The 15,778-nt window shown below is 43.6% G+C and carries 12 protein-coding genes, 1 pseudogene and 1 riboswitch; of the genes and pseudogenes, 10 read left to right on the top strand and 3 right to left on the bottom strand.

All coding sequences use genetic code 11. The features are described 5' to 3' along the window. Window positions 1-66 precede the first annotated feature (66 nt). The gene (locus ACWI_RS12125) at window positions 67-1,374 is read right to left on the bottom strand and encodes a HAMP domain-containing sensor histidine kinase (protein WP_070371698.1); all 1,308 of its coding nucleotides are present in this window, start codon (window positions 1,372-1,374) and stop codon (window positions 67-69) included. Window positions 1,375-1,423: 49 nt separating this feature from the next. Then, the gene (locus ACWI_RS12130) at window positions 1,424-2,146 is read right to left on the bottom strand and encodes a response regulator transcription factor (RefSeq protein WP_070371699.1); all 723 of its coding nucleotides are present in this window, start codon (window positions 2,144-2,146) and stop codon (window positions 1,424-1,426) included. Window positions 2,147-3,715: 1,569 nt separating this feature from the next. Next, a riboswitch (molybdenum cofactor riboswitch) is annotated at window positions 3,716-3,848 on the top strand. Window positions 3,849-4,020: 172 nt separating this feature from the next. On the opposite strand from ACWI_RS12130, the gene ACWI_RS12135 reads away from it, so the two are divergent. The 6 genes and pseudogenes from ACWI_RS12135 (at window position 4,021) to fdhD (ending at window position 12,197) form a co-directional block, all read left to right on the top strand. Then, window positions 4,021-4,530, top strand: a complete 510-nt coding sequence (locus ACWI_RS12135; protein ID WP_070371700.1) for an NADH-quinone oxidoreductase subunit NuoE family protein — start codon at window positions 4,021-4,023, stop codon at window positions 4,528-4,530. Continuing rightward, window positions 4,527-4,892, top strand: a complete 366-nt coding sequence (locus ACWI_RS12140) for a (2Fe-2S) ferredoxin domain-containing protein (RefSeq protein WP_070371701.1) — start codon at window positions 4,527-4,529, stop codon at window positions 4,890-4,892. Before ACWI_RS12135 ends, ACWI_RS12140 begins: the two co-directional genes overlap by 4 nt. Before the next feature lie 15 nt (window positions 4,893-4,907). Next, window positions 4,908-6,716 (top strand): annotated as a pseudogene (gene nuoF / locus ACWI_RS12145) (NADH-quinone oxidoreductase subunit NuoF); the annotation flags it as partial. Window positions 6,717-6,742: 26 nt separating this feature from the next. Beyond that, entirely contained in the window at window positions 6,743-9,436 is a 2,694-nt protein-coding gene (gene fdhF / locus ACWI_RS12150) for a formate dehydrogenase subunit alpha (protein WP_070371703.1), read from the top strand. Between the two features lie 314 nt (window positions 9,437-9,750). Further along, window positions 9,751-11,358, top strand: a complete 1,608-nt coding sequence (locus ACWI_RS12155; RefSeq protein WP_070371704.1) for an FmdE family protein — start codon at window positions 9,751-9,753, stop codon at window positions 11,356-11,358. Between the two features lie 38 nt (window positions 11,359-11,396). Next, window positions 11,397-12,197: a formate dehydrogenase accessory sulfurtransferase FdhD gene (gene fdhD / locus ACWI_RS12160; RefSeq protein WP_070371705.1), complete on the top strand. Its 801-nt coding sequence runs from the start codon at window positions 11,397-11,399 to the stop codon at window positions 12,195-12,197. Window positions 12,198-12,790: 593 nt separating this feature from the next. Here fdhD and ACWI_RS12170 read toward each other — a convergent pair. Then, window positions 12,791-14,272 (bottom strand): carbohydrate-binding domain-containing protein, encoded by a 1,482-nt coding sequence (locus ACWI_RS12170; protein ID WP_070371707.1) that lies wholly within the window; start codon window positions 14,270-14,272, stop codon window positions 12,791-12,793. A gap of 337 nt (window positions 14,273-14,609) precedes the next feature. Between ACWI_RS12170 and ACWI_RS12175 the strand changes: the two genes are divergently transcribed. Genes ACWI_RS12175 through ACWI_RS12190 form a run of 4 tightly spaced genes read left to right on the top strand, consistent with a single transcriptional unit; the run spans window position 14,610 to window position 15,717 of the window. After that, window positions 14,610-14,816: a helix-turn-helix transcriptional regulator gene (locus tag ACWI_RS12175; protein WP_070371764.1), complete on the top strand. Its 207-nt coding sequence runs from the start codon at window positions 14,610-14,612 to the stop codon at window positions 14,814-14,816. An 11-nt stretch (window positions 14,817-14,827) separates the two neighbouring features. Beyond that, window positions 14,828-15,283 carry a hypothetical protein gene (locus ACWI_RS12180; protein ID WP_070371708.1) on the top strand — a complete coding sequence of 152 codons (456 nt, stop codon included), beginning with the start codon at window positions 14,828-14,830 and terminating at the stop codon, window positions 15,281-15,283. 10 nt (window positions 15,284-15,293) lie between these two features. Then, window positions 15,294-15,500: a hypothetical protein gene (locus ACWI_RS12185; protein WP_139142367.1), complete on the top strand. Its 207-nt coding sequence runs from the start codon at window positions 15,294-15,296 to the stop codon at window positions 15,498-15,500. Window position 15,501: 1 nt separating this feature from the next. After that, window positions 15,502-15,717: a hypothetical protein gene (locus tag ACWI_RS12190; RefSeq protein ID WP_070371710.1), complete on the top strand. Its 216-nt coding sequence runs from the start codon at window positions 15,502-15,504 to the stop codon at window positions 15,715-15,717. Window positions 15,718-15,778: the final 61 nt, after the last annotated feature.

Below are 15,778 nucleotides of genomic sequence, written 5' to 3' on the forward strand. Positions count from 1 at the left end.
ATGTTCTTAATCGGTCTTTTGCCAACTCTTATTAAATCCTTATCTATTTCTTAACTGGGAAGATTCTTACACCACCCTGATGTCCAGTTCCACCGTGAAGCCCTCCTCATTATAGCAGCGGATGCTACCACCCATGGCGGCCATAAACTGCCTGGCCAGATAGAGGCCCAGCCCGGATCCCGGGGTATTTTGGATCATTTCCCCGGAACCCCGGAAGAACTTTTCACATACCAGTGGACATTCATCGGGATCGACCCCTGCCCCATAATCTTTGATCGTAACAGTTAGCTTTTTATTCGTTTTATCCAGATCAAACCAGATATCGATATCGGTATTGGCATACTTATAGGAGTTGCTGAGGACATTGTCAATCACCTGACCCAGCCGCAGCGGATCGCAAAAAATCAGGCACGGTATCAGTTCATTTTTAAACTGGATTTTTCCAAAATTATCCATTTCCTTAAACATCGAAACGATCACCGTACTGGGTTGCTCACTGACATTGACCTTTAGCATTTCCAGTTCTTCCAGGGTGGCGTGGAAGAGATTGCTGATCAGGGCATCAATGATATCTGCTTTGGCATCGATCACAGTAATTTTTTCGATACTCTCGCTGATCGTTGTTGCCGTTGATCCCGATAAATCCCCTGCTGGCAATTGAGTCAGCTTGATCTCGAGCAGTTCGCAGATCGCTTTAATGGTGGCCACCGGGGTTTTAATATCGTGTGACAGTTCCGCCACCAGCTCTTTCTTGCTGATATTGGCCTGATATTCGCCCTGCCGGGCCTTTCTCAGCTCTTCCCGCATCAGATCAAAACTTTCAGTGAAAGCGCCAAAGTAATTGCCCCGGTCCATCGGCAGCCGAAACTCCAGATCACCGTCGGCAATTTTTTTAGCAAACGCTTTCATCACCCCAAAGGGCTTAAGAATTGACGTATGTACCTTCCCCAAAAGCAAATAAACCATCAGCAGCACCAACCCGAAGGTAAGGGTAATCAGTACGATCAGATTTCTTTTTAAAGCCGTTTCTTCGTTGCCATCGGTCAAAAAGATGATCTTGCCCAGCATTTCTTGCTGGCCATCTGCTGCAGTTTTGGTCAAATCGATGATCGTCTGATGATTCTTAATAGCGTCAAATAAGACAGCCTGATAGGTTTCTTCCGTCACCAGGGCGATCTGGTAGGCCAGTTCCCCCTTTGTACCGGATTTTTTTGTATCGCCAGCGTGCCAGTCCTGCTCAATGGTTTTAGTGACCTGGTTAATCTCGGTAATATCCACTTGATTGATCTGGCTGGTATTGATGGTGGTGATTGCAGCCAGATAAGCGCCAACTATTATCACCGTAAACAGAATCACCATATTTCTTATTTTCATACATTTCCTCGACTGAATATTCTCTTTTATGTAAAAAGCGCAACCAGTGCTATTGGTTTTCCTGAGTCTCGAACATATATCCGATCCCCCAGATAGTTTTAATCAACTGCGGCTGGTTGGGATTTTCTTCAATTTTCTCGCGAATTTTGCGGATATGGACATTCAGGGTACCGTCACTGAAAAATGCATCCCCCCAAATTTTGGCAAACAACTCATCTTTGGCGATCACCCGGTTTTTATTTTCATAAAGGTATAAAAACAGCTTGAATTCCTTGGTTTTAAAACCGACATCTTCTTCATTGCGATAGACCTTCATGGCGTCCTTATCAATTCTCAGGTTGCCGCAACGATCCGGCCCGTCTGATTGCAAGCTGAACTCATCACTGCTCCAGTTTTTTTGCCCCACCCCATCATAGCGTTTGATGATGACCTTTACCTTGGCCAGCAAAACGCTCAGAGAATAAGGCTTTTTGATATAGTCATCCCCACCGATATTCAGGGCAATCAGAACGTCATCATCACTCTGTCGGGCGCTGATAAAAAGAATTGGCACGTCGGTATTTTTTCGAAGTGCTTTGCACAATTCAAAACCGCTGTCATTTCCCAGATTGATATCCAGCAAAATCAGTTTAACCTGATTATTTTCCATAAACATAACGCAATCATCAGAATTCGTTACAACAGCACAGCTCAGGCCAAACATTTCAAAATATTCACAGGTTGCTTTCGCCAGTTCCACTTCATCATCGACAATTAAACAATCCCAGTTCACACGTACTCCCATCCTCTCGACTGAGTCGAGAAAGTCATTCGCTTTGATTATCCGATCATTCTAAATAAATCATACCATTGTTCCGTTATAATTGCATCCCTATCAGCTTTCTTTAGAATTGAATTCTGCTAATGAAACACTGCTTTTTTCCAAAAAATTTTTTTCGAACGGCATTGCTCCACAACATTAAATGCATTTAATATTATTCTCTGGATCTTTCTAATCTGAATAAACCCGATATTTAACAATTTGATTTTTACGATTATTCAGGGAAATCTTATTCCCAGTACGTGTGATTTCATTCAAAAATACCCGAATTTTTATGTATTTTTCGACTTTACTTAAATTTTCTTAAGTTATATTGCTTAAAAAGCGACATAATATCAGGGTATTTGTTGAAACTTTCCGCATTTATTGGAGGCAGTGATTACTAAATTTTACACCATCATTCATAATTATGATTACCTATCGAGAATTTTTTTATCTCCAACAATAATTTGTTTGTTAATTGTCAGACAAAAGAAACTTAACAAAATATCAAAATTTAAACATTGTTAATTATTTATTTAACGATGTTATCGTTCGCCTTTTTAACTTTTGAATTATAAACTCGATGTCCGTAACTGTCAAATTTTTTATCAGAAATAACATCGCCGTCACCCCAAAACCATTGAAATTTTACCCCATCAGGATTTTTTTGTACTTTGGCTTAAAATTAACAATCTCACAGCAACAAAATGACAATAACATTTCATTCAAAGTAATACAATATAAAACGTAACTATAAATAACTATATCGAATGTAGCATGAATTTGCAATTAAAATTAAAGCACTTTTTTTGTCAAATGTTTAACAAGGAATTATTTGGATTACTTAAATTCATCGATAACGATATTTTTCGCCAAAATATTGTTTGTTATGTAACAAACAGCTTTTTATTTCCTGATCATTATCTGACAAATGGCTTTAAAATACTATTTCAACCTTTAATAATTATGGGTGTCGCTCTCTTTTCTCAGGTGAAATCTATTCCGACTATTTAATTTAATTTTCGACCATCTTGTTTTGTGTCCGTTCGTCATCCTCCACTTTGAAGAATTTGGGATTCAAAAATGGGAAGTTTAAAAAATTTTATTAGTCCGTGTAAAAAAATTAAATTATCATTTGCAGTTCTTCGAAATCTGGAAAAATTTTCCTCTAAATTCTGGAATTCTAAAATTAGGAAAAAAAACGAGTAAAATAACTCATTGCACTTTATTTCATTAATATCGATTTTAAAGCTTTTCTGTTTTCGTGTCTATAGCTCTTGTAAGCGCCTCGCCGATTTGAGATTCTAGCTGATCACGAAAATCACCAATCTCCAAAAATGATCGTACTCAATCTTATTTTGGCATATTTTTATTTAAAAACCCATATTTACGACCATTTTTTGAGCAATTCTAAAATCTTTCTGACGCAAAAAAGTCCTCGTATTATTTTCTTATTTTCGTACATATTATATTTTTACGATATTTTCCGTGTTATTCTTTGCTTGACAAAGAATATGTACCCATGTATAATGTGACCAAATATTGAATTTACTCCAAATCAATGGAGTCTAAGGGTTTGCGTTGTTTTGCGATCTATGAACCATTGATCCGTAGGGTATTACTGGAAACGGTAATGCCTCCCATTGTGGAAAGGAGAAACTATAAAATAAAAGGGCAAAATATTTGTATTCTGTAACTCCTAATATTTGTATTTTGCTGTTTTATTTGGATTGCCCGGCATGCAATCCTTTACATTAGTTTTAAACTCTAATCTCCACAGATTAGAGTTTATTTTTTTGAATTTTTATAATTCATTAAACAAAAAACTTTAAGGAGGCGGTTTTATGAACGCAAATGCACGTGGTTGCATGGAAAAAGATGAACGAACTCATTTAGTTACCGACATCGTTGCCAAGCACAAGAATTCAAAGGGAGCACTAATCCCGATCTTACATGAGGTCCAGGAACTATATGGCTATTTACCAGTAGAAGCCCAGGAAACCATTGCCAAAGAAATGAATGTCCCTATTTCAGAGGTGTTTGGGGTAATTTCATTTTATTCATTCTTTTCTTTGAATCCAAAGGGCAAGCACAAGATTTCCATCTGTATGGGAACAGCCTGTTACGTCAAAGGTTCTGGTCCGATTTTGGACAAGTTAAAAGAAACTCTGGCAATTGGGGTCGGTGAAACAACCGAGGATGGTGAATTTACCCTTGAAGACTGTCGCTGTTTGGGAGCCTGTGGCTTAGCACCAGTTTTGACCATTAATGGAAAAGTTTTTGGTCGTCTGACTAAAGACGATATCCCCGAAATTATTGAAGGCTGTAAAACTGAAGGAGGAAGTGTCCTATGAAAACCATTGCCGAACTAGAGGCCATCAGAGAAAAAACGTTAAAAGAAGTGGGCATGCGTACTGACAACGATTCGATCCGAGTGGTTGTGGGTATGGCGACCTGTGGGATTGCCGCTGGCGCGCGTCCAGTCATGCAAGCTTTTCTAACCGAAACCCAAAAGCGAGATATTCATAATGTGACCGTCACTGCTACCGGTTGTATCGGTGTTTGCAGTTTAGAACCGATCGTTGATATCATCGATAAAGAAGGTCATAAGGTTACCTACGTAAATATGACACCAGAAAAGGTTGCCAAAGTTGTTTTGGAGCATCTGGCCAATGGCAAGGTTTGCTCGGAATACACCCTAAAAGAAAATCAATAATATAAATTTTACGAGGAGGAAAACTACATGCAATTGTTTCGTTCCCATGTTTTAGTTTGTGGTGGTACAGGTTGTACCTCTTCAAATTCTGAAGCAATAATGACTGAATTAAATGAAAAGCTGGTTAAAAATCAACTTGATGCTGAAGTGAAGGTTGTTCAAACCGGCTGCTTTGGGCTGTGTGAAGAAGGCCCAATTATGGTTATTTACCCGGAAGGTACGATGTACTGCCGGGTGGATGTGAAAGATGTCCCTGAAATCGTCGAAGAACATCTTTTAAAAGGCCGTCTGGTGACCCGCTTGCTGGAAGCCAGCAGCCAGGTTCAGGAAGACGAACAAGATATTGAAAAATCCAGTTTCTTCAAAAAACAATTACGGGTTGCCCTGAGAAATTGCGGCCGGATTAATCCTGAAGAAATTGATGAATACATTGCCTTTGATGGTTATAAGGCGCTGACCAAAGCCCTGACTGAAATGTCTCCTGGCGAGGTTATCCAGACCATCAAAGATTCTGGTCTGCGAGGCCGCGGCGGCGGCGGATTCCCCACCGGTACTAAATGGGATTTTGCAGCCCAGCAGATTAACGATGAAAAATACGTCTGCTGTAACGCCGATGAAGGCGATCCCGGGGCTTTTATGGATAGAAGTGTTTTAGAGGGCGATCCCCACTCAGTTATTGAAGCGATGACCATCGCTGGCTACGCCATCGGTGCCACTCATGGTTTTGTCTATGTCCGGGCCGAATATCCGATTGCGGTTCATCGTCTGCAAATTGCCATTGATCAGGCCCGTGAATATGGCTTATTAGGCGATAATATTTTAGATACCGGTTTTAAATTTGATCTGGAAATCCGCTTGGGTGCTGGCGCATTCGTCTGTGGCGAAGAAACCGCCCTGATGACTTCCATTGAAGGCAAACGTGGCGAGCCACGGGTTCGACCGCCATTCCCAGCGGTTAAAGGACTGTGGCAAAAGCCGACCATCCTGAACAATGTTGAAACATTTGCCAATATTCCGGTTATCTTATTAAAAGGTGCCGACTGGTTTGCCAGCATGGGTACTGAAAGAAGCAAGGGTACCAAGGTATTTGCCGTTGGTGGCAAAATCAATAACACTGGTTTAGTGGAAATCCCCATGGGCACCACCCTGCGGGAAGTTGTTTATGAAATCGGCGGTGGTATCCCTGGCGGCAAGCAATTTAAAGCGGCGCAAACCGGTGGACCTTCTGGTGGATGTATTCCGGCCAGCCATATTGATACCCCCATCGATTATGAATCGTTAATCGAATTGGGTGCGATGATGGGCTCCGGTGGGCTGATTGTTATGGATGAAGACACCTGTATGGTTGATATCGCCAAATTCTTCCTGGAATTTACTGTTGATGAATCCTGCGGAAAATGTACCCCCTGCCGCTTAGGAACCCGACGCATGAAAGATATTCTGGAAAAGATTACCAAGGGTAAAGGTGTCATGAGTGATATTGACGAACTGGAAACTCTGGCCCGGGATATCAAAGCATCTTCTTTGTGCGCCCTGGGGCAAACTGCTCCTAACCCGGTTTTAAGTACCCTGCATTATTTCCGGGATGAGTATGAAGCCCATATCCGCGATAAAAAATGTCCGGCTGGCTCCTGTAAAGCGTTATTGGCTTATGAAATTATCGAAGAAAACTGTAAGAGCTGTGGACTTTGTGCGAAAAACTGTCCAGTTAATGCCATTAGCGGTAACAAAAAAGAAAAAATCCCCTTTGTCATTGACCCGACTGTGTGTGTCAAGTGTGGTGTCTGTTTCGAAAAATGCCCGTTTGAAGCGATCAAAAAATAATAACAATTGAATTAAGGAGGTTAGTAATGATTACAGTAACAATTAATAATAAACTATGTCAAGCCGAAGCAGATCAAACCATTCTGCAAGTGGCAACTGATAACGGCATTCATATTCCCACCCTCTGTCACATGGATGGCATCCATGATTCTTTTTCCTGTCGAATTTGCGTGGTTGAGGTAGTCGGTGCCCGTACACTGATTCCCGCCTGTGCCGGAAAAGTCGCTGACGGGATGGTCGTCAACACGGCTACCGAAAGTGTCCTCAGTGCCCGTCGCAACATCGTCAATCTGCTCTTATCCAACGGTGAACACAATTGTTTATCCTGCGAAAAAAGCGGCGAGTGCAGCCTGCAGAGCATTGCCTATGAGTTGGGCATCGAAGCGCCACCATTTATCATGGAAAGCATCGAAAAACCAACCGTGGACGATTCTTCCGTGATGATTGTTCGCGATAACCGCAAATGTATCCTCTGCCGCCGCTGTGTGACTGCCTGTAATGATATTGTCTGCAACGACGTTTTATCGCTTGGTTTCAGAGGCAGCGACACTACCGTGATCTGCGATAACAACATCGACATGGGTTCCTCATCCTGTGTGCAATGTGGCCAATGTGTTCAAGCCTGTCCGGTCGGTGCTTTAACTGATAAAAAATCGATTGGCAAAGCCCGCTCCTGGGAAGTTAAAAAAGTCCGTACCACCTGCCCCTACTGCGGTGTTGGCTGTCAGCTGAACCTGCACGTAAAAGGTGACAAAATCGTTAAAGTAACCGGCGTCGAAGATGCTTATCCCAATAAAGGCCGTCTTTGTGTTAAAGGTCGCTATGGTTATGACTTTATCTACTCTCCCGAACGTTTAACAACACCACTGATTAAAGAAAACGGTAAATTCCGGGAAGCGTCCTGGGACGAAGCACTGGATCTGGTTGCCAATAAATTCAAAGAAATTATTGCTGCTGATGGTCCCGACGCCGTGGGTGGCATCAGTTGTGCCCGCAGCATCAACGAAGATTCCTACCAGATGCAAAAACTGTTCCGGGCTGCCTTTAAATCCCCTAATATCGATCATTGCGCCCGAGTCTGTCATGCCCCCACCGTTGCCGGTTTGATCAAATCTTTCGGGACTGGTGGAATGACCAACTCGATTGAAGAATTCGCCGACACCAACTGCCTCTTTGTCATCGGCAGCAACATGACAGAAGCTCATCCGGTCGCCTCAACCTTTGTTAAAAATGGTCAACGCAATGGCGCTAAACTGATTGTTGTTGATCCCCGAAAAGCCAAACTGGCTGACTATGCTGATGAATTTGCCCAGATTAAAGTAGGTTCCGATGTGGCCTTCCTCAACGGTTTGATGAATGTATTAATCACCGAAGATTTATATGACAAAGACTTTGTCCGCGATCACTGTGATAATTTTGATGCATTAAAAGAAAAAGTGCTGGAATACCCTCCAAAACGGGCCTCTGAAATCAGCGGTGTGTCCGAAGAGCAGATTATCAGTATTGCCCATATGCTGGCTGACAATAAACCGGGTATGGCCATCTACACCCTGGGTATCACCGAACATACCTGCGGAACCAATAATGTTATGTCCGTTGCCAATCTGCAGATGCTGCTGGGCAATGTGGGGAAACCAAATACCGGTGTCAACCCCCTACGAGGCCAGAACAATGTTCAGGGTGCCTGCGATATGGGCGCTCTGCCAAACACCTACCATGGCTACCAGAGCGTTACCGATCCTGCTGCTAAAGCAAAATTCGAACAGGCCTGGAATGTCGAAGGCCTGCCGGACAAACTGGGTCTGATGATTCCCGATATGTTTGAAAAACTGGAAACCAAAGAAATGAAAGCGATCTACATCTTTGGTGAAAATGTTGTCGGAACCGAACCGGATATTTCCCACGTTATCAAATGCCTGGAAGCCGCTGAATTTGTGGTCTGTAATGATATCTTCCAGACCGAAACCACCCAATATGCCGATGTTGTTTTACCAGCGGCTGCCTGGAGTGAGGATGAAGGTACTTTCACCAACTGTGAACGCCGCATCAGTCGGGTTCGCAAAGTCAAAGAAGCACCCGGTATTGCCAAACCAAACTGGTGGATCTTCCGGGAAATCGCCAAACGTTTTGGCCAGACCTGGGAAGCCGACAGCGGACAGGAATTATGGGATAATGAAATTGCCCCACTTGCGCCCGTCTTTGCCGGAGCGACCTTCGACAAACTTGATCAGGGTGGAATTCAATGGCCTTGTAAAACGCCAGAAGATCCCGGCACCCAGATCCTTCATTTAGACGGTAATTTCACCCATGGCAAAGGTCATTTAATGGCCCTTGACTGGACCCCACCGGCGGAAGTGCCAGATGCTGACTATCCTTTCACCTTAAGTACCGGTCGACGTCTGTACCACTACCACACCCGGACTCAAACCGGTCGCTGTGAAGGTCTTAATGAATTGTTGCCTGAAGAATATGCTGATATTTCCGAAGTGGATGCAGCGAGGCTGGGAATCGAACATGGCGAAATGATTGTTGTCAAATCCCGTCGTGGAACGGTAAAAGTTAAAGCCCAGGTGTCAGAACGGATTCCGGAAGGACTTGTCTGGATGGCCATGCATTACTTTGAAAATAATGCCAACTGGTTAACCACCCGGTCTGGTGATACCATCACAAAAACCCCTGAATACAAAGCCTGCGCTGTTGCGATAGAAAAAATTCAATAAACAATAGCTTATTAACGGGAGTGTTACACCCAATACCATCAGGTTTTCGGTGAGCTCCCGTACCGACCAATTGTTAATCTGTTGTTCGCTACGGACTCGGACAGGCGTTGCCGTGTCCGCTCCGATGCGTACAACATGATGTAACAATTGTCGGTACTACATTATCTTAGAGTTCTGACTTTAACACCCCCTTTTTTAACATCTGCACTAACTATTACTATTTCTAAAAAGCATTGTTATTTAGCCAATGCTTTTTAGAAATAAATATAAATTTATTTGATAGATTGAGATATTACATATTTTAGAGGTGAAAAATGAAATTTGGCGAATTAACTTATGATGACTATACCCAAAAAATTAAGGCTTTTCATGGCACGGTGGCACCGGGTATCCTGCTGGGGGGCTTTATGGTCAATCTGGCCATGGAAAATCTTCCTAAAGAAGGTTTCTATGATGTCATCTGCGAAACAAAAACCTGTTTACCGGATGCCATTCAGCTGCTGACCCCCTGCTCAATTGGCAATGGCTGGCTAAAAGTCCTGGATCACGGCCGCTATGCGGCGATCTTTTATGACAAGTACACCGGTGTCGGCATCCGCATTACCATTGATAAAAGCGAACTTGAAAAATGGGGCGAGATCCATACCTGGTTTTTAAAACTCAAACCCAAACACGATCAGGATTCTGACTTACTGTTTGCCCAAATGCGTCAAGCCGGTACTTCAGTTTTTAGCATGACACCGGCAAAAGTCCATCAAAACTACCTGAAAAAAGAAAAAATGGGCAAAACCACCACCTGCCCCATTTGCAATGAAACCTATCCGGCGAAACACGGCAGCATCTGTCGGGGCTGCGCCAGCGATTTACCCTACGATTTAATTCAAGCTGATCAAACGGCGGATGATCCGGCTAATAATCCAACAGAAGTATTATTAACCAAAACTCCGGTTGCCGAATCAGTGGGGATGCATTTACTTCACGATGTGACCCGCATTATTTATAAAAAAGAAAAAGGGGTGGCATTTAAAAAAGGCCATGAAATCACCACCGAAAATGTCCAGATGCTCCGGGAACTGGGAAAAAATAATCTATTTGTGGCCGAGCATAATCCTTTTGTCAAAGGTTATGTCCACGAAGATGAGGCCGCTCTGGCTTTTGCAGACCAGATGTGCGGGTTAAATATGAATTATAACCCGATCCCCAAAGAAGGCCGGATCAATCTGGTCGCCGAAAGCGATGGGATCTTTGTCGCCGACGAAGCCCAGCTCCAGCTGTTTAATGAATCCCCTGGGGTTATTTGTGCGACCCTACCCAATTATACAGTGGTTAAAAAGGGCGAGGTGGTAGCCGCTACCCGGGCCATTCCCTTATATATTTCACATACAGACTATTTAAAAGCCCTAAACTGCCTGAAAAAGGAAACTGTCTTTGCTGTCCATCCCCTGAAGAAAGCCAAAGTTGGTATTTTAATCACTGGCACCGAAGTTTTTGAAAACCTGGTTGAAGACAAGTATACCGAGATCATGCAGGCCAAGGTGGAAGCCTATGGCTGTGAGGTGGTGGCCCGAGAAATGGCACCGGATAACGTTGCCACCATCAGTGACAAAATTCATCAGATGATTCAATCCGGGGCTGATTTAATTATTACCACTGCCGGACTATCTGTTGATCCTGATGATATGACGCTGGAAGCAATTATTAACGCTGGGGCCAAAGACCTGCTTTATGGGGTACCGGTGTTGCCGGGTTCAATGCTGGTTACCGCCAAAATCGATGATGTCCAAATCGTCGGCGTCCCAGGATGCGGCATTTATAATGACCGATTCAGTTTTGATTTGCTGTTCCCCCGGCTGTTGGCCGATCTGGACATCACCACCAGTGATTTGGCCAAATTGGGCAATGGCGGGTTGTTTTATAAATAATGACGTGCTGTTTAAGAGCAGTTGCAGTAGGGAGAAACATGGAAGATCTTATCTATGAAAACTATGAAATATTAGAAATCAGTAAAGTCGATCAAGTTTGCAAATTAACAGAAACCACCAAAAAGGTGATTACCGAAATTTCATTAAAAGTTATGGTCAACGGTGAAGAACTGGTCTCGCTCTTATGTTTGAATCAGTGTCCGGAAGAACTGGCTTTGGGATTTTTGTATAGTGAAGGGGTGATCAACGCCTATTCTGATGTTGAATCGATCAGCTATAACGACATGCTGTTTGCGGTGATTATCACCCTAAAAAAGGATATTCTGATTAATCGACAGGAAAGCTTGCGCAGCATTACCTCTGGCTGCGGCAAGTGTTATACCTATATTAATCCCCTGAAACAAAGCCAGTATTGTTCGATTGAAACCGAAAAAACCTTTTCGTTGAATACCATTTTGCAGGTGATGAAAGACTTTTTAACATCGTCTAAAATATTTATGGAGGTCGGCGGGGTTCACAGTGTGTTATTTTATCACCCCGACTATCAGATTTTAAACGAAGATATTGGCCGTCATAATTGTTTTGATAAGATCACCGGGATTCTATTAAAAGCTGGCCGCCTTGACTTGGCGTCAGAAAGTATTCTATTTGTCAGCGGACGGATTTCGTCAGAGATTATGACCAAGGCGGTCCGCCTGGGAACCCCGATTCTGGTTTCCCGGTCGACCCCAACCACCGCTGCCATCCGGCTGGCCAAACAATATAATATGACCTTATTAGGCTATGTCAGAGGCAACAAAGGCTATGTCTATGCCAGTCCAGAGCGACTGGCACTGTGATTAACATAATCAATTTTCTAAAATGATATAATTCGTGGCTGCAAAAATAAGCCATTCTTTAATAAGCTATCTCTGGCTATCGCCAAAAGATAGCCCTTCGCCTGGAAGGGGTCGCCGTTTTTGATCTCGCCAACATATCAACCTGCAGGATCATTTAACAGATAAACCTCCCAATTAAAAACAAACCGGGGGTGTTACGCAAACCCAAATGGATGTTTGAAGTCATTTTTGATGACTCAACAATTCCCGGAAGCCCATGGAAAACGCCGATAGCAATCTTTTTGCCAATGCTAAACTGTATATTTATCTAACAAACCCGAAGTTTATAACGGATGCAGTTCTGACCGACCGCACCCGATTAGCAGCAAAAAGTGGTGTCAAAATGGCAAATTACCCCGGTGCCAGGATAAAAATAGTTTATGGAACGATCCGTTCCTGTTACGGTGACCTTTTGGCGAAGGGCCTAAATTTCATTTTTCCTTCATTCCCACTGATTTAATCATTTTCACCAAACTAAATAAAAAAGCATGCCCTTTGATGAGAAGGACATGCTTTTTCCTGATTTGCGGTTCTTTATCAAGCAGGCTGTACCACTATTGCGGTTTTTGACCGCCCTGGGGTTGACCCTGGCCCGGTCCGCCCATGCCTGTCTGTCCGTTGCTGGTGACCATCCCGGTCAGGGGGATTTCGACGGTCTGACTGCCGCAGATCAGGGTATAGGTTGATCCCTGGGCCAGATCAGGAGTGCTGATCACGACCGATTGATAGGTTTTATCCGGCGTATAGGAAACCACCGTTTTGCCACTGGCATCGGTCAGTTTTATTTCTGTCCCGGCTGCACAACTCGAGGTCAGATTGTAAAGCAGGGATGCTTGGGTCGAGGTTTCGGAAAACGACTGAGCCATTCCAGTGCTACCGGCAATCACAACCGTTCCGCCACTGACATCAGCAGTGCCGTTATAATCAAGGGCTCCATTGCCATTATTGGTCGGGCCGCTGACTTCTACTGTACCACCTGAGATATAGACATTGCCGTTGCTGTCCAAGCCATCCCCGGAGGCATTGACAAAAATGGTACCACCGGCAATTGACAGATAGGCATTGCTGTCTGCCTCCATACCGGCGCCTCGGTCACCGGATTCAGTCTCGGCTGCCCCGGGACTGGCGGCATTAAAACCATCATCTTTGGAAATCAGATCGATGGTACCACCTTCCACCACAATGGCAGTGCCTTCGAGCCCTTCGTTACTATTTGTGATGTTGATGGTTCCGCCAGCGATATAAACATAACCTTTGGTTGCATCTTCATCATTTTGGGAGGTGATCGCTTTCCCGTTTGGTGCAGTGATGGTGATCGTGCCATCTTTGATTTTTACCGCATCTTTGGCACTCAGACCATTTTTGGCCGCACTGATCGTGTAAGTACCGCCAGTAATCACCAGATCATCCTTTGAAACAATGGCATCTTTATAATTTGCGGTTATATTCAGGGTCCCTTCGCCATTGAGAGTCAGATCAGCCTTGCTGAAAATCACCCCATCGACCGTATTATCATCGGTCTGGGCGTAGGCGCCACCATCGGTTAAAGTATTGACGGTGTTGGCTGCCAAGGTAATAAACACCTTATTGGCGCTTTTCACATAGATTGGGGCATTGTCGGCACAATTGATGGTCGCACCATTTAGCACAATCTGAATCTTATCGGTATCGGCGGCAGCCACAACAATCTGTCCATCAGACAGATTACCGGTGACCACGTAGGTCCCTTCTTTGGTAATCGTCAGAACCCCATTACTGGCCGTGGCACCGTCTCCGGTTACCTGAATAGTGCTGCCATCCAGAGTGACCTGAACCGCAGTGGCGTCATCATAGCTTGTTTCCAGGTCACGATCGGTAAATTCCGGATCGACAACAACCGTTGATGTTGGTGACACCACGGCGCTTAAAACAGCAGTCGTTTCAGTAACTGCCTCGGCGGTGCTTTCAGCCGTTGTCGTCTGTGAATTTGAACTACAACCGCCCAAAAATACCATTATCACTAATAAAAATGGTATCATCCTCTTTAATCTTTTCATTGAATTCTTTCCTCTCTTTTTCTGTTAGACTTTATGAGGCGTTTTTATATCGGCAATATTCTCACATAATCAGGGATAGACTTTGTAGTAAATGAGAATCTCTTGATCATTTTAAGGTGCCCGCCTCGCTTTTTTTATTATAGGCGGATTATGTGACGGCTATATGGATAACGGCTGTTTTTTTATTGAAAGACCGCCTTTTATTTTCTATCATCAGCACTATTCTAAGTCTACAATTCTGGCCATTTCTTTTTTGCAAAGTTTGCTTGACATTTTTTGCAAAGCAAACTATACTAAAAATGCAAAGTATGCTATGCAGATTATTAGAAGGTGTCATATGAAAACACGAATCAAAGAATTACGAAAAGAACGAAAACTCTCCCAAGAAGAACTGGCCCTGGCGGTGGGCACAACCCGACAGACCATTACCTCCATTGAAGTGGGCAAATATACGGCTTCGCTGGTATTGGCCTATAAAATTGCCCGTTTTTTCGGGCTGACCATTGAAGAAGTTTTTGACTTTTCAGAAGAAAATGAATTTTAGGAGGCAGGATCATGGAAAAATTTAAAAGAACGGTTAAACGAAGAATTACCATTTCTTCAGGAATGGCCTTGTTGGCCCTGGTCTTGGGGGCTTATAGCATTTACTCAATCATTACCGCAGATATCTCAACAGCTACCCATTCTGACGGTTTTGTGGCAGGATTCCAGTTTGGTCTGATTGTCAGCATTCTGGTACTCTCGGTGATTGACATCATCAAGCTGAGCCTGACGATTAAGGACGAGACCAAACTGAAGCTATTATACAATAAAGAACATGACGAACGCATGAAAGCCATCCGCAGCAAAGCGGGGATGCCGCTGATTGCTGTCACCTCAGTGTTGCTGATTATTGCCGCTATTATTGCCGGGTACATTAATATCACCGTTTTTTATACCCTGATCATTGCTGTAGCTACCCAACTGTCAGTCAGTGCCGTGGTCAAGCTTTATTGTATGAAAACCATGTGAAGGGGGGACGATGATGAAAAATAATCGTTTGTTTCCAGTGATTATCACGATCCTGATGGTCTGTCTGGGCGTCATGGTCGTTAACTGGCTGATTGTACCCCTGCCAGATTGGAGCGTTCGCAGCTTTGGCCTGCTGATGCTGGCCGACTTGCCGGTTCTGGTTTATTCCCGGATAAAACTTAGCAAAACCATCAATAAAAAGAAAGGGAGTTTTTAATATGAAAGCAACCATGCGAAAAGAACTAAAAATCGGACTTATACTATTTGCCCTATTTAATCTCGTCAATTTGTTCACCAATAACCTGTTCCCAGAAGTACCGGCCCTGCACTTTATCCTCGGTGGGCTGGCCGGGCTGGCGTTTTGCGAGACGATTATCGGTATCTTACCGGAAACCACTTACACAAAACTGAAAAAATTAAAAAAGAACTTATAAATAAAACCCTCAACAACCGAGAATTGTTGAGGGTTTTGTTGTGAAATTATTAATTTTATCG

Origin of the sequence: Acetobacterium wieringae (assembly GCF_001766835.1) — a bacterium.
Classification (GTDB): Bacteria; Bacillota; Clostridia; order Eubacteriales; family Eubacteriaceae; genus Acetobacterium; species Acetobacterium wieringae.

What these genes read in the sequence shown, in the direction of transcription:
- ACWI_RS12140 (WP_070371701.1), top strand. Translation starts at nt 4,527, where the DNA reads ATGAAAACCATTGCCGAACTAGAGGCCATCAGAGAAAAAACGTTAAAA.
- ACWI_RS12190 (WP_070371710.1), top strand. Translation starts at nt 15,502, where the DNA reads ATGAAAGCAACCATGCGAAAAGAACTAAAAATCGGACTTATACTATTT.
- ACWI_RS12180 (WP_070371708.1), top strand. Translation starts at nt 14,828, where the DNA reads ATGGAAAAATTTAAAAGAACGGTTAAACGAAGAATTACCATTTCTTCA.
- ACWI_RS12155 (WP_070371704.1), top strand. Translation starts at nt 9,751, where the DNA reads ATGAAATTTGGCGAATTAACTTATGATGACTATACCCAAAAAATTAAG.
- ACWI_RS12135 (WP_070371700.1), top strand. Translation starts at nt 4,021, where the DNA reads ATGAACGCAAATGCACGTGGTTGCATGGAAAAAGATGAACGAACTCAT.
- ACWI_RS12125 (WP_070371698.1), bottom strand. Translation starts at nt 1,374, where the DNA reads ATGAAAATAAGAAATATGGTGATTCTGTTTACGGTGATAATAGTTGGC.
- ACWI_RS12175 (WP_070371764.1), top strand. Translation starts at nt 14,610, where the DNA reads ATGAAAACACGAATCAAAGAATTACGAAAAGAACGAAAACTCTCCCAA.
- ACWI_RS12185 (WP_139142367.1), top strand. Translation starts at nt 15,294, where the DNA reads ATGATGAAAAATAATCGTTTGTTTCCAGTGATTATCACGATCCTGATG.
- ACWI_RS12170 (WP_070371707.1), bottom strand. Translation starts at nt 14,272, where the DNA reads ATGAAAAGATTAAAGAGGATGATACCATTTTTATTAGTGATAATGGTA.
- fdhF (WP_070371703.1), top strand. Translation starts at nt 6,743, where the DNA reads ATGATTACAGTAACAATTAATAATAAACTATGTCAAGCCGAAGCAGAT.
- fdhD (WP_070371705.1), top strand. Translation starts at nt 11,397, where the DNA reads ATGGAAGATCTTATCTATGAAAACTATGAAATATTAGAAATCAGTAAA.